Genomic DNA, 19,553 nt, shown 5'->3' with positions numbered 1-19,553 from the left:
AGCGGACCCGCATCCGAGGGCTCCGCCGGTCGGCCTCCACAGGCGGCGCGGCCCGCGGCTCCCAGGGCGGTGATCATCGGCCCGCGGGGCGCGGATACCGTGCGGACATGGCAGACAGGTTCGAAGAAGAGGCAGGTGATCGCGCGTGCTGATCGATGAGCTGCGGCAGGAGCTGCCGGACGGACGGCTGATCGAGGATGCGGAGGTCGCCGCGGGCTTCGTCCACGACGAGGCCGAGTGGGCGCCGCACGGCACGCCCCTGGCGGTCGTCCGACCGCGCACCGCGGAGGAAGTGCGCACGGTGGTCCGGGCCTGTCTGCGACACGGCGTCCCGCTCGTCACGCGCGGCGCCGGCACCGGCCTCTCCGGCGGCGCCAACGCCGTCGAGGGCTGCGTCGTGCTCTCCACCGAGCACATGAACGCGATCCGCGAGATCGACCCCGTCGAACGGCTCGCGGTCGTCGGGCCCGGCGTCGTCAACGACGACCTGCGGGCCGCCTGCGCCGAGCACGGCCTGTGGTACCCGCCGGACCCGGCCAGCGCCCCCTGGTCGACCATCGGCGGCAACGTCGCCACCAACGCCGGCGGCCTGTGCTGCGTGAAGTACGGCGTCACCCGGGACTACGTCCTCGGCCTCGAAGTCGTCACCGGCACCGGCGAGCTCGTCCGGCTGGGCCGGCGCACCGCCAAGGGCGTCGCCGGGTACGACCTCGCCGGGCTGATGGTCGGCTCCGAGGGCACGCTCGGGGTGATCACCGAGATCACCGTACGGCTGCGGCCGCTGCGCGAGCCGGAGCGCACGGTCGCCGGATACTTCTCCTCCGTGGTGGACGCGGGCCGCGCCGTCGCCGCGGTCGGCGCCGCCGGGCTCACCCCCTCGGCGCTGGAGCTGATCGACCGGCACTGCCTGGCCGCCGTCGACAAGTGGAAGAACATGGGCCTGTCCGTCGACGCGGACGTGGTCCTGCTCGGCCGGACGGACGCGCCGGGGCTCGCCGGGGAGCAGGAGGCGGCACGCATGCTGGCCTGCTTCGAGGAGGCGGGCGCCACCTGGGCCGCGCAATCCACCGACCAGGAGGAGGCCGACGCGCTGTTCGCCGCCCGACGGCTGGCCTACCCGGCGCTGGAACGCCTCGGCCCGGTCCTCACCGAGGACGTCTGCGTCCCCAAGGCCGCCGTCCCCGAGATGCTCGCCCGCATCGAGGCGACGGCCGCCCGGCACGACACGCTCATCGCCAACATCGCGCACGCCGGCGACGGCAATCTGCACCCCCTGCTGATCACCCCGCCCGGCGACGCCGCCGCCCGGGAGCGCGCCCAGGCCGCCTTCCACGAGATCATCGCGGACGCCCTGGCCCTCGGCGGCACGGTCACCGGCGAGCACGGCGTCGGCCTCCTCAAGCGCGACGGCCTGGCCCAGGAACTGCCCGCGCCCGTCCTCGCCATGCACCACGCGATCAAGGCGGCGCTGGACCCTCAGGGCATCCTCAACCCCGGCAAGGTCGTGCCCGAAAGTGCCCGAAAGGGCCGTGCGGACTGACCGGGAGGCCCCGGCGGCGGACCGTTCGGGCAACCCCGCTTGCGGGCCCGGTCCCCCGTGCCCGCAAGCGGAGGACCACCCTCTACGCTGCTGATCAACCGTTGGTCGCCGCGGTGCGTCCACAGGGCGTGAGAGAAGAAGCGAGGGGGACGAACACTTCCATGCACGGTCTCGAAACCGCGGATCCGCCGGCCCTGGGCGGTTATCCGCTGCTTGCCAGGCTCGGCGCGGGCGGCATGGGGCAGGTCTACCTGGCCCGGACGCACACCGGACTGCCGCTGGCGCTCAAGACGGTCCGGCCCGACCTCGGTGCCGAGCTGGGATTCGAAGCGCGCTTCGACCGGGAGATCCGCAACAGCGACCAGGTCCGTTCCCCCTGGTCCGTGGCCGTGGTGGACCACAGCGCCGTCGGGCAGCGGCCGCAATGGCTGGCCACCGAGTACGTACCGGCGCCGTCGCTCGGTGAATGGGTCGAGCAGCACGGCCCGCTCCCCGAACCGGCCCTGCTCGGCCTGGCCGCCGAACTGTGCGCGGCGCTCCAAGCGGTGCACGACACCGGTCTTGCGCACCGCGACGTCAAGCCCGGTAACGTCCTGCTGGCCGGTGACCATCCGCGGCTGATCGACTTCGGCATCGCCCGCGCCGCCGACGACTCCCGGCACACCCACACCGGCGGCATGATCGGCTCACCCGGCTTCCTCGCGCCCGAGCAGGCCACCGGGACCGGAACCGAAGCGCCCGCCGACGTCTTCTCGCTGGCCGCCGTCCTGGCCCACGCCGCGACCGGACGCGGCCCGTTCGCCCGGCCCGCGGAGAACGCCTCTGCGCCCGTACTGCTGTACCGCATCGTCCACGAGGAGCCCGACCTCGACGGCGTACCGGAGGCGCTGCGGCCGCTGCTGGCGTCCTGCCTCGTCAAGGAGCCGGAGCAACGGCCCACGGCGAGCGGGCTGGGAGAGCGGCTGGGGCAGCTGGGTGCCCACGTGGGCCAGTGGCAGCACGTGGTGCCCGCCGCACTCGCCGAGGAGCTGGCCGCCCGCGAACGCACGCTGCGCGCACTGTCCGACAGCGCCTCCGCGCCGCGGCAGAGCGCCGGGCCGGGCGCCGCCGGACAGCCGGGCTTCGGCCCGCCGCCGACCATGGCACCGCCGCCCGGGCAGCCGTTCTCCGCGCAGCCGCCGGCCGCGGCGCCCGCATCGGTCTCCGTCCCGGCGCAGGGAGGGGCGCAGGCCCCGTACTCCGTGTACTCCATGCCGACACCGCTGCCCCCGCAGGTTCCGGACGGCGCTCAGCAGGTCGCCACCCCGCCCGCACGGAAGCGGCTGTCGAACCGCATGCTCGTCGCCCTCATCCTGCTGGCGCTCGTGCTCACGCCCATCCTCAGCCGGACGATGCGGGAGCCGGTGACCTTCGCCGTCCTGCTGGCCCCCTTCGTCCTCGTCGGCTTCCTCGTCCGCAGGGCCGTGGTCCGGCGCCGGAGACGCGCCGGGCGCTAGCCGCTCGATGCCGGCCCGGACGACGAAAACCGAGGTCCGTGGGAAACCGGGGGCACAGGCGCGCTAGCGTGGTGCCTGCCGTTGACCACCGGCCGCCGGCCGGACGCGGGCGCATGACGGGGAGGAAGGAAAGCATGCAGGTCGGAGCAGTCTGTTGAGAATCTTGCACACCTCCGACTGGCATCTGGGTCGCTCGTTCCACCGTGTGAACATGCTCGACCACCAGCGCGCCTTCCTCGACCACCTCATCGAGACCGTCCGTACCCACGAGGTCGACGCCGTGGTGGTCGCGGGTGACGTCTACGACCGTGCCGTGCCGCCGCTGGCCGCCATCGAGCTGTTCGACGACGCGCTGCACCGCCTCGCCGACCTCGGCGTGCCCACCGTCATGATCTCCGGCAACCACGACTCCGCGCGCCGGCTCGGCGTCGGCGCCCGCCTCATGGCCAAGGCCGGCATCCACCTGCGCACCGACCCGGCCGGCTGCGGCACTCCCGTCGTGCTCGCCGACGACCACGGTGACGTGGCCTTCTACGGCCTGCCGTACCTCGAACCGGCACTGGTACGCGACACCCTCGGCGCCGAGAAGGCGCGCCACGCCCCGGTACTGCGCGCGGCCATGGACCGGGTACGGGCCGACCTCGCCGAGCGCCCCGCCGGCACCCGCTCCGTCGTCCTCGCCCATGCCTTCGTCACCGGCGGCGCGCCCAGCGACAGCGAGCGGGACATCACCATCGGCGGCGTCGCCTCCGTACCGGCCGAGGTCTTCGACGGCGTGGACTACGCGGCCCTGGGCCACCTGCACGGCTGCCAGCGGATCACCGACCGGGTGCGGTACTCCGGCTCCCCGCTCGCGTACTCCTTCTCCGAGGTCAACCACCGCAAGTCGATGTGGCTCGTGGACCTGGGCCCGGACGGCGTGCCGGCCGCCGAGCGGCTGCCCTGCCCCGTGCCGCGCCCGCTCGCCCGGCTCCGCGGTCGCCTGGAAGACCTGCTGGCCGACCCGGACCTCGCCCGACACGAGAATTCCTGGGTCGAGGCCACCCTCACCGACACCGCGCGTCCGCACGAGCCGATGGCGCGGCTCGCCCAACGCTTCCCACACGTCCTCGCCCTCTCCTTCGAGCCCGAGGCACGCGAGGACGGCTCCGGCATCTCGTACGCCCAACGGCTGCGCGGCCGCACCGACCAGGAGATCGCCGAGGACTTCGTGGCCCACGTGCGGCCGGGCCGCGCCGCCGACACCGCCGAACGGGCCGTGCTGCGCTCCGCGATCGACGAGGTACGCACGGACGAAGCGGCGAGGGAATCGGCATGAAACTGCACAAGCTGACGCTCGCCGCCTTCGGGCCGTTCGGCGGTGCCCAGACCGTCGACTTCGACGCCCTCTCCGGCGCCGGGCTCTTCCTGCTGCACGGCCCGACCGGCGCCGGCAAGACCTCCGTCCTGGACGCCGTCTGCTTCGCGCTGTACGGCTCCGTGCCCGGCGCCCGGCCCGGCGGCCAGTTCCTGCGCAGTGCGCTCGCCGCGCCCGGCACGGCCACCCAGGTCGTCCTGGACCTCACCGTCGGCGGCCGCCGGCTGGAGATCACCCGGCGGCCCGAACAGCCCCGCGCCAAGAAGCGCGGCACGGGCACGACCATGGAGAAGGCGTACAGCGCGCTGCGCGAGTACGACCCGGTGGCGGGGGCGTGGGCGGCGCTCAGCCGCTCCCACCAGGAGATCGGCGAGGAGATACAGCAGCTGCTCGGCATGAGCAAGGAGCAGTTCTGCCAGGTCGTGCTGTTGCCGCAGGGCGAGTTCGCGAAGTTCCTGCGGGCCGACGCCGAGGCCCGCGCCAAGCTGCTCGGCCGGCTCTTCGACACCCGCCGGTTCGCCGCGCTGGAAGAACGGCTCGCGATGGTGCGCAAGGCGGCCGCCGACCGGGTCACCGCCGCCGACGACCGGCTCCTCGCGCTCGCCCACCGGATGGCACAGGCGGCGGGTGACACCCCCGACCTCACCGACGGCTCCGTCCCGGCGCCGGGCCGCGCGGAAGAGCCCGCCACCGGCACCGGCAAGGGTGCCCGCACCCGTACGAAGAAGACGGCAAGCCGTACGGGCAGCACCCCGGCGCCCGGCGAGCCCGGCTTCGCCGCCACCGTCCTGGCCCGGGCGGCGGTCGCCCGCTCCGGAGCCCGCGAACGGCTGGACATCGCCGCCGCGGCCGCCGCCACCGCCGAGGGCGCCGCGGCCGACGCGGCGCGCGCACTGGAGGACGCCCTCGAACGCGCCCGGCTCCAGCAGCGCCACGCCGAGGCCCGCCGCCGGGCCGAAGTACTCGAAGCGCAGGCCGCCGACCGCGACCGGGCCCGGCAGCGGCTGGACCGCGCCCGCAGGGCCCAGCGCGTCGCCCCCGAACTCGCGCTGCGCGAGGCCGCCTGGCGCGACCACGAGGCCGCGCGCACCACCGAGCGCCGCTGCCGCGACCTGCTGCGTACCGACCTCGTCGACGCCGGCGGCGACCAGCTGGCCGCCCTCGAACACCACCTCCGCGGCGAACTGGGCTCCCTGGAGGCAGCCCGCCGCGACGAGCGGCGCGCCGCCGACATCGCCACCGAACGCACCGCACTGGAGCGCGAGGCCCGCGACGACGAGCAGACCCTGCTGGACACCGCGGACTGGCTGGCCGGCTGGGACACCACCCGCGCCGCCCACCAGCACCGCATCGACGCCGCCCAGGAAGCGGCGGCCCGCGCCGAACAGCTCGGCGCCCGCGTCGAACCCGCCGAGGCCCGGCTGGCCGCCGCCCGCCGCCGCGACCGCGCCACCGCCGAACTGGCCGACGCCGAGCGAGCGGTGCTCCGCGCGCAGGAGGCCGCGAACCAGGCGCACGAGGACTGGCTGAAGCTCAAGGAAGCCCGGCTGGCGGGCATCGCCGCCGAACTCGCCCAGGACCTCAGGGACGGCGAGCCGTGCGCCGTCTGCGGCGCGACCGGCCACCCGGCCCCCGCCCGTACGGAAGCCGGCCATGTGGACCGCGAGCGGGAGGAGGGCGCGTTCGCCGACTACGAGCGCGCCGTGACCGCCCGCGAGGCGGCCGAGCGCACGCGGCAGACCGTCAAGGAGGAGCTGGCCGCCGCGACCGCCGGCGCCGGCGACGCACCGGTCACCGACCTCACCCGGGAGCTGGCGGAGCTGCGCTCGGAGTACGCCGACGCGCACGCCACCGGCGCCGGGCTGCACGCCGCCCGCGAGGCCCTCGCCCGCGCCGAGCGCGAGTACGAGCAGCGCCGCTCGCAACAGCAGGCCGCCCAGCAGCGCACCGCGGCCCGCGACTCCCGCCGCGACGCGCTGGACCGCGAGGAGCAGGCGCTGTCCGAGGGACTGCGCCGGGCCCGCGGAGACAGCGCGAGCGTCGCCGAACGCGCCCACCGCCTGGAGCGGCAGGTCGCACTGCTCGCCGAGGCGGTCACCGCGGTACGGGCCGCCGAGACCGCCGCCGAACGCCTCAAGGAAGCCGACGCGGCGCTCGCCGACGCCGCGTACAAGGCCGGCTTCGACACACCGCGGGAGGCCGAGGCCGCCCTGCTCGGCGATGACGAGTGGCGGGACGTCCAGGGGCAGTTGGACGCCTGGCAGGCCGAGGAGACCGCGGTCACGGCCGAGCTCGCCGACCCGCGCGTCGCCGACGCCGCCGCCCTGCCGCCCGTCGACACCGACCGGGCCCGCGCCGTCTCGGAGGCCGCGGCCCGCCGGCTGCGCGAGGCCGCCACCGACCGGGCCACGGCGCAGGACCGCTGCGCCGAGCTGGACCGGCTGTCGGCCCGCGCCGAGGCCGACGCGCGCGAACTGGCCCCGCTGCGCGAGGAGTTCGACCGCGTCGCCCGCCTCGCGTCGCTCACCGCGGGCACCTCGGCGGAGAACGAACGCAAGATGCGCCTGGAGTCCTACGTCCTGGCCGCCCGCCTCGAACAGGTCGCGGCCGCCGCCAGCGCGCGCCTCGCCCGCATGTCGGCGGGGCGCTACACCCTCGTGCACTCCGACGAACGGGCCGGCGGCGCCCGCCGTTCCGGCCTCGGCCTGCACGTCGTCGACGCGTGGACCGGCCAGGAGCGCGACACCGCGGGCCTCTCGGGTGGCGAGACGTTCTTCGCCTCGCTCTCCCTGGCCCTGGGCCTCGCCGACGTGGTCACCGACGAGGCCGGCGGCACCCGCCTGGACACCCTCTTCATCGACGAGGGCTTCGGCAGCCTCGACGAACAGACCCTCGACGAGGTCCTGGACGTGCTGGACTCCCTCCGCGAACGGGACCGCAGCGTCGGCATCGTCAGCCACGTCGCCGACCTGCGCCGCCGCATCCCCGCCCAGCTGGAGGTCCGCAAGCACCGGTCCGGCTCGTCCGTACGGCTCCGCGTCGCCGGCGACGCGGGCTGAGCGGCGTCCGGAAGCGGTGCCTCAGGGGCTGACGGGGCGGCCGGCGAGCGGGGACGAGTACACGACGTTCGTCGTGACCGAGCCGAGCGCGCCGATCCGCCCCGCCACCTCTTCCAGGTGCCGCATCGACCGCGCCGCCACCTTGATGATGAAACAGTCGTCGCCGGTGACGTGGTGCGCCTCAAGGATCTCCGGCGTGGTGTCCAACAGGTCGTGGAACGGCGCGTAGTCGCCGTTCGGGCACTGCAGCCGTACGAAGGCCAGGACCGGCAGCCCGACCCGCTCGGCGTCGACCACGGCCGCGTACCCGCGGATCACCCCGGTCTCCTCCAGCCGCCGCACCCGCTCGGTGACGGCGCTGGCGGACATGTTCACCTCCCGCGCGAGCACGGCATAGCCCGCCCGCCCGTTCTCCTGGAGGGCACGCAGTATCCGCCAGTCGGTGGCGTCGGGGGAGTACGCGGGAGAACTCGTCATACCCGCTGTCTAGCAGCGAAATCCCCGGTGGATCAATGGTTCCACCAGGGAAACCGCGGCTGTCGGGCCTCGGCGGGCTACTCGCGCCCGGGAGCTGCCGCCGCCAGCTCGTCCACACTGCCGGACATGACCGTGCGGAGGTGCCGGGTGAGGTGGTCCAGCGGCCAGTCCCACCAGGCGAGGTCGAGCAGGCGGGCGACGTCCGCCGGGTCGTGGCGTAGCCGGAGGAGGCGGGCCGGATTGCCGCCCACGACGCCGTAGTCGGGCACGTCGTCGACGACCACCGAGCCCGAGGCGACGATCGCGCCGTGGCCGATGCGTACGCCCGGCATCACCGTCGAGCGGTAGCCGAACCACACGTCGTTCCCGACCACGGTGTCCCCGCGCCCCGGGAGCCCCGTGATCAGGTCGAAGTGCTCGGCCCACGAGCCACCCATGATCGGAAAGGGGAAGGTGGACGGGCCGTCCATCCGGTGGTTGGCGCCGTTCATCAGGAACCGCACCCCCTCGCCCAGCGCGCAGAACTTCCCGATGACCAGCCGCTCAGGGCCGTAGTGATACAGCACGTTGCGGGTCTCGAAAGCGGTCGGGTCGTCCGGATCGTCGTAGTAGGAGAACTCGCCCACCTCGATCAGCGGCGAGCTGACCAGCGGCTTGAGCAACACGACCCGCGGCTGTCCGGGGACCGGGTGCAGCACGGTCGGGTCGGCGGGGAGGAGCGGGGGCATGACGGGGCCTCTTTCCCGGTGTGTTTCCCGGTGTGTTTCCCGGTGTGGTCGACAAGGGGCAGCTCGGGCGGCCGACGACGGTCAGCGCCGGGCGGTCCGGGTGTCAGGGAGTCGCCGGGCCGCCTTCGCCCACCGGCTCCGCCGTGCCGGCCGCGGCACCGCTCCCGGCGTCGTTCCCCGCGTACTCGAATGCGGGCATCCCCTCCTTCTCGCCCGTGTGCGCGAAGCCGGCTCGCAACAGCACACGCTGGGACGGCAGGTTCGCCGGCTCCGTGGTGGCCCGCAGGGTGCGTATCTCGGGGCGGGAGGCCGCCCACGAGGCGAGCAGGCGCACCGCGTCCGTCGCCCAGCCGGCGCCGCGGGCCGAGGGGGACAGGTCGTACCCCAGCTCGGCCGTGCCGGTCTCGTCGGGCGGGCCGTGGAAGCCGATGCCGCCCAGGGCCACGCCGTCCTCGGTGCGGGTGATGGCGTACGTGCCCCAGCCCGGCCGGTACAGTCCGGCCGCCGCGAGCTGCACCATGATGCCGGCGCCCGCCACGGTGCCCTCCGGCGGCGCGCCGTCCACCCAGTCCAGCCCGGCCGTACCGCCGTCCGCGAGCCGGGCGCACTCGGTCGGCGGCAGGGCCCGCAGCGTCAGCCGGCCGGCGGTGAGCGCGAGCGGGAAGCCGGACCCGGCGGCGGTCAGTGCCTCGAAGAGCCGCGCCGTCTCCGCGTCCGTGACCGGGCCCAGGCCGCCGGTCTGCCCGTCGCCGACCGCGAGCGTCCGCCAGGTCCCCGCGGCGTCCGGCGCGAGGTCGGTGGTGACGAAGCGGTTCCCCGACTTCCCGACTTCCTTGGCCGCTTCGGCCAACGCGGCGGTGGTGGGGCGGGGCGCTGCGTCAGGGGCATCCGCGTGCGCGGTCGTCAACACCGGTACGCCGTCCACCCACCAGACCCGCGCCGACGGAGTGGCGTCCGGGGGAGTTTCCCGGGCCGACCGGTACTCCTCGGGGCCGGTGAGCAGTGTGCGGCCGCGGTCCGCGAGCGCTGCCGCCAGCCCGGCGTACTGCGTGGCGGTCAGCGGCCCGCCGCGGTACCAGACCGGCTCCGGACCGGCCGGCACACCGGAGACGGCCCGCGCCGACTCGCCCGCGCACAGCGCCTCGTGGTCGGTGGCCGCGACCTGCGCCCCCGCCGCGCGGGCGGCCCGCGCCTCCCGTTCATGGCCCGGATCGACATGCCCCGGCCGTGACGGGTCACCGGGAAGCAGGAAGAGGATGGTCATGGAGGTGGACCCTACGGACCGCCGGTTCCGCGCGCCACGTATTTCCCGCGGGAGCACGCGAGGGGGCGGCGGCCCGGTCGGACCGCCGCCCCCTTCCGTCCGGTACGCCTACAGCGCCGACAGTTCGCTTTCGAGGTCGTCCAGGCCCAGCGACCCCTGGGAGAGGGCCGCCATGTGCCACTTCTTGGGGTCGAAGGCGTCGCCGTGGCGGCGGCGGGCCGCCGCGCGGCCGTTCAGCCAGGCGCGCTCGCCCAGCTTGTAGCCGATCGCCTGGCCGGCCATGCCCTGGTACCGGATGATCTCGCTCTCCACGAAGTCGGACGGTCGGCCGCAGTGCGCGTCCATGAACTCCTGCGCCAGCTCCGGTGTCCAGCGCTCGCCCGGATGGAACGGCGAGTCCTTCGGGATCTCCAGCTCCAGGTGCATGCCGATGTCGATGATCACGCGGATCGCGCGCATCATCTGCGCGTCGAGGTACCCCAACCGGCGTTCCGCGTTGGTGAGGTAGCCCAGCTCGTCCATCAGCCGCTCGGCGTACAGCGCCCAGCCCTCGGCGTTCGCGCTGACCATGCCGACCGTGGTCTGGTAGCGGGACAGCTGATCGCTGACGTGCGCCCACTGCGCGAGCTGGAGGTGGTGGCCCGGCACGCCCTCGTGGTACCAGGTGGAGACCAGGTCGTACACCGGGAAGCTGGTCTCGCCCATGGTCGGCAGCCAGGTGCGGCCCGGACGTGAGAAGTCCAGCGAGGGGCCGGTGTAGTACGGCGCGGCGGCGGAGCCCGCGGGCGCGATCCGCGACTCCACGCGCTTGACCCGCTCGGCCAGTTCGAAGTGCGTGCCGTCCAGGTCCTCGATGGCCTGGTCCATCAGCGACTGGAGCCAGCGCTGGGTCTCCTCGACGCCCTCGACCTTCTCGCCGTTGTCGTCGAGCCAGGCCAGCGCCTCCCAGGGGGTCTTCGCGCCCGGCAGGACCTTCTCGGCCTCCGTCTCCATCTCGGCGAGCAGCCGGTGGAACTCGGCCCAGCCGTACGCGTACGCCTCGTCGAGGTCGAGGTCGGTGCCGTTGTAGTAGCGGGCGAGGCGGGCGTACCGCTCGCGGCCCACCACGTCGGGGGAGCCCTCGACGGCCGGTGCGTAGGTGTCGCGCAGCCAGTCGCGGAGCTCGGTCAGCGCGGCGGTGGCGAAGCGGGCCGCCTCGCCCAGCTCCTTGCGCCGGCTCTCCGGCCCGGCGGCGGCGAAGCCGGCGAACCAGCCACCGTCCTCGCCGATCCACTCGGCGAGCTGCCCGAGCACCGTCCGCACCTGCCGGGGACCGGCCGGCAGCCCGCGCCGCAGGCCCTCGCCGAGCGCGGCCCGGTAGCCCTCCAGGGCGGCCGGCACCGCGCGCAGCCGCTGCTCGACGGCCGCCCAGTCCTCGTCCGTCTCGGTCGGCATGATGGTGAAGACCTGGCGCACCGAGTGCAGCGGCGAGCTGAGGTTGCTGACGGCCCGTAGTCCCTCGCCGGCTTCGTGCACGGCGAGCTCGGCGGTCAGCCGCTCGCGCAGCAGCCGGGCGCAGCGCCGTTCGTTGTCGCTGTCGGCGCCCGGCCGGGCCTCGGCGGCGGCCAGCCGGTCGAGCGTGGTGCGGGCCAACTGGGCCAGCGCCTCCTGCCCCGTGGGGGAGAAGTCGGGCAGCTTGCCGGAGCTCTCCGGTACGCCGAGGAAGGTGCCGGTGATGGGGTCGAGGGCGATGAGGGCGTCGACGTACTCGTCGGCGATCCGGCGGGGCAGCGGCTCGGCGTCGGAGCCGGCCCGACCGGTGGAAGCGTTGGGTTCGGACATGGGCCCATCCTGGTACGGATGGGCCCACCGCGTCACCAGCAATATTGGCTACGAGCCTGTCGGAAGGCTTTCTTCGCCCTCCGCTGAATCGCGTACCGCGCCCGCGGACGCCGTGGCCGGCCGGCTCGCCCGCAGCCGGTCCCGCACCAGGGCGATGCCCACCACCACGGCGGCGGCCAGCAACGACAGGGTGACCTGCTGCCGGCCGTCGGGGTCGGTCAGCATGTAGACCAGCACGAAGGAGATCATCCCGATCGTCGCCCAGGTCAGGTACGGGAACAGCCACATCCGTACGACCAGCTTCGACGGGTCGTCGCGCAGGATCATCGCGCGCATCCGCAGCTGTGCGAAGGCGATGACCAGCCATACGAACAGTGCGACGGCTCCGGAGGAGTTCAGCAGGAAGGCGAAGACGGTGTCGGGCCACTTGTAGTTGAAGAACACCGCGATGAAGCCGAAGAGGACGGAGGAGAGGATCGCGGCGCGCGGCACGCCGCGGGCGCTGGTCCGCGCGAACGCCTTCGGCGCGTCCCCCCGCTCGCCGAGCGAGAAGGCCATGCGGGAGGCGGTGTAGAGGCCGGAGTTCAGACAGGAGAGCACCGCGGTCAGCACGATGACGTTCATGACCTCGCCGGCGTGCGGGATGCCGATGGTGTTCAGGGCCGCGACGTAGCTGCCGTCGTCGACGATGGAGGGGGAGTTCCACGGCAGCAGGCTGACCACGATGAAGATCGAGCCGAGGTAGAAGACCGCGATCCGCCAGATGACGCTGTTGGTCGCCTTGGAGACCGCGCGCTGCGGGTTCTCCGACTCACCGGCGGCGAGGGTGACGATCTCGCTGCCCATGAAGGAGAAGACCACCATCAGGATGCCGGTGAGGACGGAACCGGGTCCGTGCGGCATGAATCCACCGTGCGCGGTGAGGTTCGCGACGCCCGCGGTGTCGCTGTGCGCGCCGGGCAGCACGCCGAAGACGGCCAGCAGGCCGATCACGACGAAGGCAGCGATGGCGACGACCTTGATCCCGGCGAACCAGAACTCGAACTCGCCGTACGAGGCGACCGAGGCCAGGTTCGTCGCGGTGAGCACCAGCATCACGATCAGGGCCCAGCCCCACTGCGGCACGGCCGGTATCCAGCCCTCCAGGATCTTGGCGCCCGCCGTGGCCTCGACGGCCAGCACCACGACCCAGAAGAACCAGTAGAGCCAGCCGATGGAGAAGCCGGCCCAGCGGCCGAGCGCCCGGTCCGCGTAAGCGGAGAACGAACCGGAGCTGGGGTAGGCGGCGGCCATCTCGCCCAGCATCCGCATCACGCAGACCACCAGCGCGCCGACCAGCGCGTAGGACAGGAGGATGGCGGGGCCGGCGGCGGCGATGCCGGAGCCGGAGCCGACGAAGAGGCCGGCGCCGATCACCCCGCCGATCGCGATCATGGACAGGTGGCGGTTCTTGAGCCCGGCCTGCAGGCCGTCCGACGGGCGTCCGCCACCACTCGGAGCGGGCGGCGACGATGCCACGTCGGTCGTCGGTTGCGTGCTCATACGGTCCTCGGCATTCGGTGGGGTTCCAGCCCTGCGCGGAGCAGGGTGCAACGCGCCGCGGGTGCGGCGGGCCGCGATGAGGGGGCGTCGCGTGGGGAGGCGGAGAGCCGGCGGCGCTACGGGCGGACGCCCGGCGTCCGGGGTCCGCCGTCCGGGATGGCCCCGCGGCTCCGGGGATCACCCGGCGGCCACGGAGGTTCGATCTTGCGTTACGCAGACGCTAGGAAGAATTCGCTCCACCCACCATGTACAGATGTCACACCCTCCGCGCCGGTCATTTCGACACGTGCACAAAAGCGCAGGTCAGACGTGGTGCGCCAGGATGTCGTCGCCGGTCATGGTGGCCGGATCGACGTCGTCGGCGACCTCCTCCGGGGCGATGCCGGCATACCGGGCCAACGCCGCGACCTCGCGCCCCTGGAGCAGTGGGAGCGCTTCCGCGATCCGCTCGTCGCTCCAGTTCCACCAGCCGATCCGCCACAGCAGCTTGCGGCGCAGCGGGTCGAAGCGGTGCCGCACGACCCTGTTGTCGCCCACCACGACGGAGTACGGGGCGACGTCCTTGGACACGGTGGCGCGCGCCCCGATGATCGTGCCGGTGCCGATGCGTACGCCGGGCAGGACGACCGCCTCGTAACCGGTCCACACCTCGTGTCCCACGACGGTGTCACCGGCCGGCGCCCAGGCGTCGTGCTCGTGCGCGAAGAAGTTGAAGCCGTACGGCGTCACCGCGTCGCGGTGGGTGTCGTGCCCGTGGTTGCCGCCCAGCAGGAAGGTGACGCCGGAGGCGAACTGGCAGAAGTTTCCGATCCGCAGCCGGTCGAGGGGAATGCCGCTGGCGCCGTACTCCGTACGGTCGTCGAACGCGTATCGCAACCGCCGGGCGAAGCCGTCCCGGTGGTGGTAGCCGCTGTACCAGCTGTGCCGGCCGTCCTCCAACGCGATGAGCGGGTGCTTCGCCACCTCGGGGTCGGTGTCGATGCGCTGTACCTGGGTGAAGTCCTCGAAGGTGTCCGTCATGGTCGCGGACGTTAACAGCGCGCCCGCAGCGGAGCGTGCGAATTTTCATGGGTGGCACCACGCCACGGCGAGGCTCACCCCGTCGGGGCGTGAACTCCTCCCGGAGACCCGGGCGATGGTGGCCGCCACCGACCCGCTGGCTTACCAGCCGTACGGCGTCGCGTACGCCGAGGTCACCGACCTCTCGCCGTGCCACGCCGCGCTCGCCCGGCGGGCCGGGGGCCGGGACCGGCCGGTCGTGGCCGCGCTGCGCTGCGCGGTGCGTACGGTCCGGGGCCGCCCATCGGATACCTGATTCCCGGCGGAGTGCGTGATGCGCGGCGGCATGCGCGGTACCTGGTATCTGGTGCCTGGGCGCCTGGGTGAATGAATGCATGGGTGCATGAGTGTCTGGCGGATCAGCCGTGGCGTCAGCTGGTCGAAGGGCTGACAGGGGCGGTACGGGAAGGCCGGGGAGGGGATGGCAAGGGCCGGACCATGGTTCCCAGCACGCGTTCGGCGGGGAAGTAGCCCACACACCGGGAGTCGAAGCTGACGTCCTGGTTGTCGCCCAGCAGAACCAGTTCATTCGGCGGCACCTGATCCTCGGGCACGTCGGTGAGCGCCGCCACCCGGTCACGCGGTACCGGGTCGCCGGGGATCGCGGCCACGCGCTTGATCATCCAGTCCCGGCGACGGAGGGCGCCCGCTCCGGCCTCGGGCGGCACCGGTGGGCGGCCCCATTCGATGGTTCGCGGACTTGTGGTGTGCCACTGGTGGCGGGTGCCGGGCTCCATGGGGCCCGCGGTGTTCCGCTCCGTCACCTCCGGCACCCGGGCTTCCCACCGCACCGCCTCTTGCGGCCGCTCGACAACGACCACCTGTCCCGGCGCTGCCACCCGCCCGCGGTCGACCAGCACCCGGTCGCCGTCATGGAAGGCGGGTTCCATGCTGGCGCCCCGGACGGTGACAGCCACCAGCCTGCGTCGCAGTAGGGCCGGGGCCAGCCGGATCAGCTCCGTGTCCATCGGTCCCTCCAGGTGTCGGCCCGCTCGCCCGGGGCGACGGGCTCATGCTGACACTTCGCCATGCCCGCTTGTTTTGCGATCGCTTCCCGAATCCCGTACTGGCCCCCTCGTACCCTCGCGCTTCTCACATGAGTGGTGTGTCAGTCGCGCTCCCCGGGGTTCCTCCCGTGTGACTGTGTTGGTCGGCTGCCGTTCGTCGGGGCGCCGCTGTCCGCCGCGTCGCTTCGGTAGCCGGCCGACTGGAGGGTGAACAGCCGGGCGTACCAGCGCCCGCGCGCCATGAGTGCGTCGTGCGTGCCCTCCTCCACGACCCGCCCCTCGGAGAGGACGGCGATGCGGTCGGCGTCGCGCACCGCGTTGAGCCGGTGGGAGATCAGCAGGCTGGTCCGTGTGCCCCGGTACGCGGCGATGGAGGAGTGGATCTCGTGCTCGGCCTCTGCGTCGAGGCCCGCCGAGGGCTCGTCCAGGATCATCAGGTCACGCCGGTCGCGCAGGAACGCGCGGGCCAGGGCCAGGCGTTGCCACTGGCCGCCGGAGAGTGCGACACCGGTGGCCGGGTCCTCCTTGTCGGTCTCCATCATGAACGTCCGGGACAGCAGCGTGTCATAGCCTCGGGGCAGCCCGGCGAGCTTGTCGTGGACGCCGGCCCGCTTCGCTGCTGCCTGGAGGCGCGCGCTGTCATTGAGGGAGCTGAGATCGCCCAGCGCGATGTTCTCCGTCGCCGTCATGTCGTAGTGCATGTAGTCCTGGAAGACCGCGCCGATCCGGTGGCGCAGCTCGGCCGGGTCGATGTCCCTGATGTTCACGCCGTCCCACAGCACGGCGCCGCGCACCGGGTCGTACAGCCGGCACACGAGCTTAACCAGCGTCGACTTGCCGGCGCCGTTGAGGCCGACGAGCGCGAGCGTGGTGCCGTACGGGATGCGCAGGTTGACGCCGCGCAGCACCCAGGGGTGATCGTCGGAGTAGCGGAACCATACGTCGCGCAACTCGATCCCGTGCCGCAACGGCGGCAGGGCGCGCGGTCCGGCGGGCACCGGCAGGTCCGGACCCGCCGCCGTCACCACCTGGTAGTGCTCGAACATCAACAGGGCCTGGTGGGCCTGGGCGACGTTGGCCGCCACCTGTGTCAGCGCGCTCTGCACCCCGGCCACAGCGGCGATGAACAGGGTGACGTCTCCTACCGACAGCGCTCCGGTCCGCGCCTGGAAGACCGCCCACACCAGCCCGCCGCCGGACACCAGCGCCGCGAACGCCGCGAGTCCGCTCTCCACGAGGAACTCGCGCCGGTCCATGGCGCGTTTGGCGGCGTTCGCGGTCCGCCGCTCGGCCAGCATCCGGCCGCGCAGGAACGCACCGCTGCCGTACAGCCGGATCTCCTTGGCCGCCTCCACGCTGGTCAGCAGAGCGCTGAAAAAGAACTCCCGCCTCTCGATCGGCCCCGTCTTCCAGAACATCCGCGCCCGCTGCCGCGACAGCACGATCTCACCGGCCAGCGCGGGCAGCGCCGACAACAGCACCAGCGCGGTCATCAGCGGACTGAGCAGCAGCAGCGAGCCGAGGAAGCCGCCGATGATGATGACCGCGCGGGCGGTCCCCAGCGCGCCGTCCACGACCCGGCTGGGGACGGTGCCGCCGTACTGCTGGGCGAGCCGGAGCCGGTCGAGGAAGCGGGGGTCCTCGAAGCGGCCGAGGCCGGTGAACCCTTCCACGGAGGTGAAGAGGCGGTCCTGGGCGAGTACGGAGACCCGGCGGTCGGTCTCCGCCTGCAGGTACTGGCCGGCCTGCGGCAGCGTTCCGGTCAGTACCCCGGCTCCGGCCAGGCCGGCGCCCAGCGGCAGCAGCGCGCTCGTGGCCGCCCCGCCGACAAGGCCGTCGAGCACTTCCTTGGTCAGCCAGGCGATGACCACGGGGAGCCCGCCCGACGCCAGCTCCACCATCATGTACAGCACCAGGAGGCCGGGCGCGGCCTTCACCGCCAGCGCGGCAGCGGCGAGGACGCGGGCGGCAACGGTGCCGGTTCGACGGGCGGGCGCGGGGGGCCGCGGATCTCCCGGAGCGCCGTGGGCGGTGGTTCGGCAAGCTGCCGCTGGGACACGGCTCCCGCTCATGCCGCTGCCGCGGTGGACGTGTCCAGCCGCACGGCGGTGTCCGTGACGACGACGCGGCCGGTGGCGTCCGGTGCCACGCGCAGGACGGTGGGGACCGCCCCGATCCGGAAGGCAGCGCTCAGCGGTCCGTCGGGATGCCTCTCGGTCACGACGTGGGCCACCGGGGAGAGAGCGGCGACGAACGCGTCGGTCTTCTCGCCGGGGTCGCCGACCACCGCCGCCAGCACGGGGCAGCCCCGGGCCCGTAGCTCCGCCGCGTAGGGCACGAAGCGGGACAGGGTCTCCTCACACGGCTCGCAGTCGGGGGAGAAGAACGCCACCACGGTTCCGCCGGCGTCCTCACTCAGGGCATCGCGGGTGACGACCAGCCGTCCGTCCACCGTCGGTACGGAGAACTCTCCGACCTCGTCGCCGACGACGATGCCGCCTTCGCCGCTCAGGAGCGCCAGTCGCTCAGCGTGGTCGCGCAGCCGCCTGATCACTCCGACGGTGAGGATCAGATCGGCCGCGCAGAGCACGCCCACGAGCACGACCGCTGCGATGAGGAAGGGCATGGTCCGTCTCCTTGTGATGCGCACGGCCCGCCGACGGCCGCGGGCGCTCGCCACGGGTGATGCGGGCGCCACGAGCCGGGCCGGCGGGTGAGAACAGTTCGTCGAACAGCCGGAAAAACGCGTCCGAGAAGGCGATCAGCAGACCGATGAGCATTCCGGCGGTCACCGCCGGGACAGCCCCGTACTGGTGCGCCGGCTCCTGGCGGAGAACCGCGACCAGCCCGCCGGCCGAAACGGCCATGAGGAGGGTGTTCCGTATGACATGGCGGGGGCCGAGTTCGGTTCGCGCGGCACCGAAGCACCGGCAAGGTACGTGAATACCATGCCGTAGCGACAGCACAATGGCCGTGGTGAAAGCAGTCAGCAACAATTCGGCGAGGAGCAGACCGCTTGCCCAGGCCGCTCGCCACGGTACGGAAAGCAGCGCAGCGACCGTCAGTTCGGCGGCCACCACAAGTACCGCCGTCGGCCGTATCAGTGCGGTCGGCAGCAGACGCATCCCGCGCAGCGAGGAAGCGAACGCCGTGAATCGGGACCGGCTCGCCGCCTTTCCGAGGAAAGCGGTCAGGAACACCACCGTGAGCAGACCGCGTATTCCCAGCAGCAGGTACAGCATGTGCTCCTCCGGGCACCCCGACCCCTGACGACGTGAAGTCCTCGGCCGTACGGGACGAACCGGAGCCGTCTGCGTCGTGAAGTCCTGGGCCGTACGGGACGCACCGGCACCGCCCGGCCGCCCCGCAGGCCTGGGCGGCCGGGCACACGGCCCACAGCCGCCCAGGTCGCTCCGGGCATCGGCCAGGTGCTCCGGGCGCCGGTCAGGCTTGGCGCCGGAACGAGCCGGAAGCGCCGGAAACCGGATCGGTCAGTGATGGACGCACTGCCACTCACCGCACTCGGTGTGGCCGTGCTCCCGACAACACATCCTCTTGCACTTGTGGCCGTCGTGACACCAGTCGCAGTGCTTGTACTGCCACCAGCAGTGTTTGGTCTCGGCAGCCGCTGCGTCGATCCGGGGTACGAGTTTGTCGAGCAGCCTGTTGCCCATTGCTTGGAGCTGTCGGTACATGCCGCCCTCCCAAGTGAGATCGGAATGTCGAGTGGCGACGCTGTCCCGATAATGAGCGCGTTCGCCGGTACGTGGCAACAGAGGTCGGCTGTCCCGGACGGTTATTTTTGTCCGGTCTGGTGGACGGGCATGGCGGACCCATGTCCGCCCGCTGTCCGGCAGCTGTCCGGACCGCGGCCGGCGTATGGCGCGATCGTCCATTGTCGGGCGCGACATCCGGGGAACACGCTGATGGCATGGGATACCGCCGATTACGGCCTCACGAGGCTCGTGATGCCGGAGAGTTCGTTGCGTTGATGCGAGTTCTCAAAGAGCGGTCGGGATGCACTTATCGGCAACTCGCTGAGCGTGCCGAAAGCCGGGGGGACTCGCTGGCCCGAAGCACACTGTCCGATGTTCTGCGCAAAGATGCATTACCGCGTCCGGAGTTTCTGACGGCCTTCGTCCGCGCCTGTGACGACGACAGCCGGGTCAAGGAGTGGCTGGACGCCAGAAGCCGGGTCGAGGC

Annotated in this window: 15 protein-coding genes and 1 pseudogene; 6 read left to right on the top strand and 10 right to left on the bottom strand. The window is 72.9% G+C overall.

What is annotated here, in order from left to right:
* Nucleotides 1–160: 160 nt before the first annotated feature.
* From IF20_RS00905 to IF20_RS00890, 4 genes are all read left to right on the top strand, one after another.
* Nucleotides 161–1,540: an FAD-binding oxidoreductase gene (locus IF20_RS00905; RefSeq protein WP_234426477.1), complete on the top strand. Its 1,380-nt coding sequence runs from the start codon at nucleotides 161–163 to the stop codon at nucleotides 1,538–1,540.
* A 161-nt stretch (nucleotides 1,541–1,701) separates the two neighbouring features.
* The gene (locus IF20_RS00900; RefSeq protein ID WP_052862945.1) at nucleotides 1,702–3,036 is read left to right on the top strand and encodes a serine/threonine-protein kinase; all 1,335 of its coding nucleotides are present in this window, start codon (nucleotides 1,702–1,704) and stop codon (nucleotides 3,034–3,036) included.
* Between the two features lie 154 nt (nucleotides 3,037–3,190).
* Complete coding sequence (locus IF20_RS00895) at nucleotides 3,191–4,354, top strand: exonuclease SbcCD subunit D (protein WP_052862944.1); 1,164 nt, start codon at nucleotides 3,191–3,193, stop codon at nucleotides 4,352–4,354.
* Nucleotides 4,351–7,452: an AAA family ATPase gene (locus IF20_RS00890; RefSeq protein ID WP_052862943.1), complete on the top strand. Its 3,102-nt coding sequence runs from the start codon at nucleotides 4,351–4,353 to the stop codon at nucleotides 7,450–7,452. Before IF20_RS00895 ends, IF20_RS00890 begins: the two co-directional genes overlap by 4 nt.
* Before the next feature lie 21 nt (nucleotides 7,453–7,473).
* Here IF20_RS00890 and IF20_RS00885 read toward each other — a convergent pair whose 3' ends face one another.
* The 6 genes from IF20_RS00885 to IF20_RS00860 all read right to left on the bottom strand — a co-directional run bounded on the left by IF20_RS00885 (nucleotide 7,474) and on the right by IF20_RS00860 (nucleotide 14,304).
* A complete protein-coding gene (locus IF20_RS00885) occupies nucleotides 7,474–7,929 on the bottom strand; it encodes an Lrp/AsnC family transcriptional regulator (RefSeq protein WP_052862942.1) in 456 nt (151 codons plus the stop codon).
* Nucleotides 7,930–8,006: 77 nt separating this feature from the next.
* Nucleotides 8,007–8,657: a CatB-related O-acetyltransferase gene (locus tag IF20_RS00880; protein ID WP_052862941.1), complete on the bottom strand. Its 651-nt coding sequence runs from the start codon at nucleotides 8,655–8,657 to the stop codon at nucleotides 8,007–8,009.
* Between the two features lie 103 nt (nucleotides 8,658–8,760).
* Nucleotides 8,761–9,921, bottom strand: a complete 1,161-nt coding sequence (locus IF20_RS37165) for a GNAT family N-acetyltransferase (RefSeq protein ID WP_110943671.1) — start codon at nucleotides 9,919–9,921, stop codon at nucleotides 8,761–8,763.
* A 108-nt stretch (nucleotides 9,922–10,029) separates the two neighbouring features.
* Entirely contained in the window at nucleotides 10,030–11,742 is a 1,713-nt protein-coding gene (locus tag IF20_RS00870) for a DUF885 domain-containing protein (RefSeq protein WP_052862940.1), read from the bottom strand.
* A gap of 48 nt (nucleotides 11,743–11,790) precedes the next feature.
* On the bottom strand, nucleotides 11,791–13,284 hold the full coding sequence (locus tag IF20_RS00865; protein ID WP_110943670.1) for an amino acid permease: 1,494 nt from the start codon (nucleotides 13,282–13,284) through the stop codon (nucleotides 11,791–11,793).
* A gap of 303 nt (nucleotides 13,285–13,587) precedes the next feature.
* Nucleotides 13,588–14,304, bottom strand: a complete 717-nt coding sequence (locus tag IF20_RS00860; RefSeq protein WP_052862939.1) for a CatB-related O-acetyltransferase — start codon at nucleotides 14,302–14,304, stop codon at nucleotides 13,588–13,590.
* A gap of 115 nt (nucleotides 14,305–14,419) precedes the next feature.
* On the opposite strand from IF20_RS00860, the gene IF20_RS00855 reads away from it, so the two are divergent.
* Entirely contained in the window at nucleotides 14,420–14,599 is a 180-nt protein-coding gene (locus tag IF20_RS00855; RefSeq protein ID WP_052862938.1) for a hypothetical protein, read from the top strand.
* 115 nt (nucleotides 14,600–14,714) lie between these two features.
* On the opposite strand, the gene IF20_RS38865 is transcribed toward IF20_RS00855, so the two are convergent.
* The 4 genes from IF20_RS38865 to IF20_RS37155 all read right to left on the bottom strand — a co-directional run bounded on the left by IF20_RS38865 (nucleotide 14,715) and on the right by IF20_RS37155 (nucleotide 18,592).
* Nucleotides 14,715–15,311: a S26 family signal peptidase gene (locus tag IF20_RS38865; RefSeq protein WP_052862937.1), complete on the bottom strand. Its 597-nt coding sequence runs from the start codon at nucleotides 15,309–15,311 to the stop codon at nucleotides 14,715–14,717.
* Nucleotides 15,312–15,451: 140 nt separating this feature from the next.
* Complete coding sequence (locus IF20_RS00845; RefSeq protein ID WP_110943669.1) at nucleotides 15,452–17,422, bottom strand: ABC transporter ATP-binding protein; 1,971 nt, start codon at nucleotides 17,420–17,422, stop codon at nucleotides 15,452–15,454.
* On the bottom strand, nucleotides 17,419–17,976 hold the full coding sequence (locus tag IF20_RS00840) for a redoxin domain-containing protein (protein WP_052862936.1): 558 nt from the start codon (nucleotides 17,974–17,976) through the stop codon (nucleotides 17,419–17,421). Before IF20_RS00840 ends, IF20_RS00845 begins: the two co-directional genes overlap by 4 nt.
* Nucleotides 17,876–18,592, bottom strand: coding sequence for a MauE/DoxX family redox-associated membrane protein (locus IF20_RS37155; RefSeq protein ID WP_110943764.1), 717 nt, complete (start codon nucleotides 18,590–18,592; stop codon nucleotides 17,876–17,878). Before IF20_RS37155 ends, IF20_RS00840 begins: the two co-directional genes overlap by 101 nt.
* A 593-nt stretch (nucleotides 18,593–19,185) precedes the next feature.
* Between IF20_RS37155 and IF20_RS40835 the strand changes: the two are divergent.
* A pseudogene (locus tag IF20_RS40835) lies at nucleotides 19,186–19,491 on the top strand (helix-turn-helix domain-containing protein); the annotation flags it as partial.
* Nucleotides 19,492–19,553 lie beyond the last annotated feature (62 nt).

It is taken from the genome of Streptomyces niger, assembly GCF_000718305.1.
In the GTDB taxonomy this organism is placed as follows: domain Bacteria; phylum Actinomycetota; class Actinomycetes; order Streptomycetales; family Streptomycetaceae; genus Streptomyces; species Streptomyces niger.
Note: the sequence above shows the minus strand (reverse complement) of the source record. Positions and strands in the feature narration are given on the sequence as shown.

Coding starts and splice junctions, on each gene's coding strand:
- IF20_RS37155 (WP_110943764.1), bottom strand. CDS start 18,592: ATGCTGTACCTGCTGCTGGGAATACGCGGTCTGCTCACGGTGGTGTTC.
- IF20_RS00845 (WP_110943669.1), bottom strand. CDS start 17,422: ATGAGCGGGAGCCGTGTCCCAGCGGCAGCTTGCCGAACCACCGCCCAC.
- IF20_RS00900 (WP_052862945.1), top strand. CDS start 1,702: ATGCACGGTCTCGAAACCGCGGATCCGCCGGCCCTGGGCGGTTATCCG.
- IF20_RS00890 (WP_052862943.1), top strand. CDS start 4,351: ATGAAACTGCACAAGCTGACGCTCGCCGCCTTCGGGCCGTTCGGCGGT.
- IF20_RS00840 (WP_052862936.1), bottom strand. CDS start 17,976: ATGCCCTTCCTCATCGCAGCGGTCGTGCTCGTGGGCGTGCTCTGCGCG.
- IF20_RS00880 (WP_052862941.1), bottom strand. CDS start 8,657: ATGCCCCCGCTCCTCCCCGCCGACCCGACCGTGCTGCACCCGGTCCCC.
- IF20_RS00870 (WP_052862940.1), bottom strand. CDS start 11,742: ATGTCCGAACCCAACGCTTCCACCGGTCGGGCCGGCTCCGACGCCGAG.
- IF20_RS37165 (WP_110943671.1), bottom strand. CDS start 9,921: ATGACCATCCTCTTCCTGCTTCCCGGTGACCCGTCACGGCCGGGGCAT.
- IF20_RS00860 (WP_052862939.1), bottom strand. CDS start 14,304: ATGACGGACACCTTCGAGGACTTCACCCAGGTACAGCGCATCGACACC.
- IF20_RS38865 (WP_052862937.1), bottom strand. CDS start 15,311: ATGGACACGGAGCTGATCCGGCTGGCCCCGGCCCTACTGCGACGCAGG.
- IF20_RS00885 (WP_052862942.1), bottom strand. CDS start 7,929: ATGACGAGTTCTCCCGCGTACTCCCCCGACGCCACCGACTGGCGGATA.
- IF20_RS00865 (WP_110943670.1), bottom strand. CDS start 13,284: ATGAGCACGCAACCGACGACCGACGTGGCATCGTCGCCGCCCGCTCCG.
- IF20_RS00855 (WP_052862938.1), top strand. CDS start 14,420: ATGGTGGCCGCCACCGACCCGCTGGCTTACCAGCCGTACGGCGTCGCG.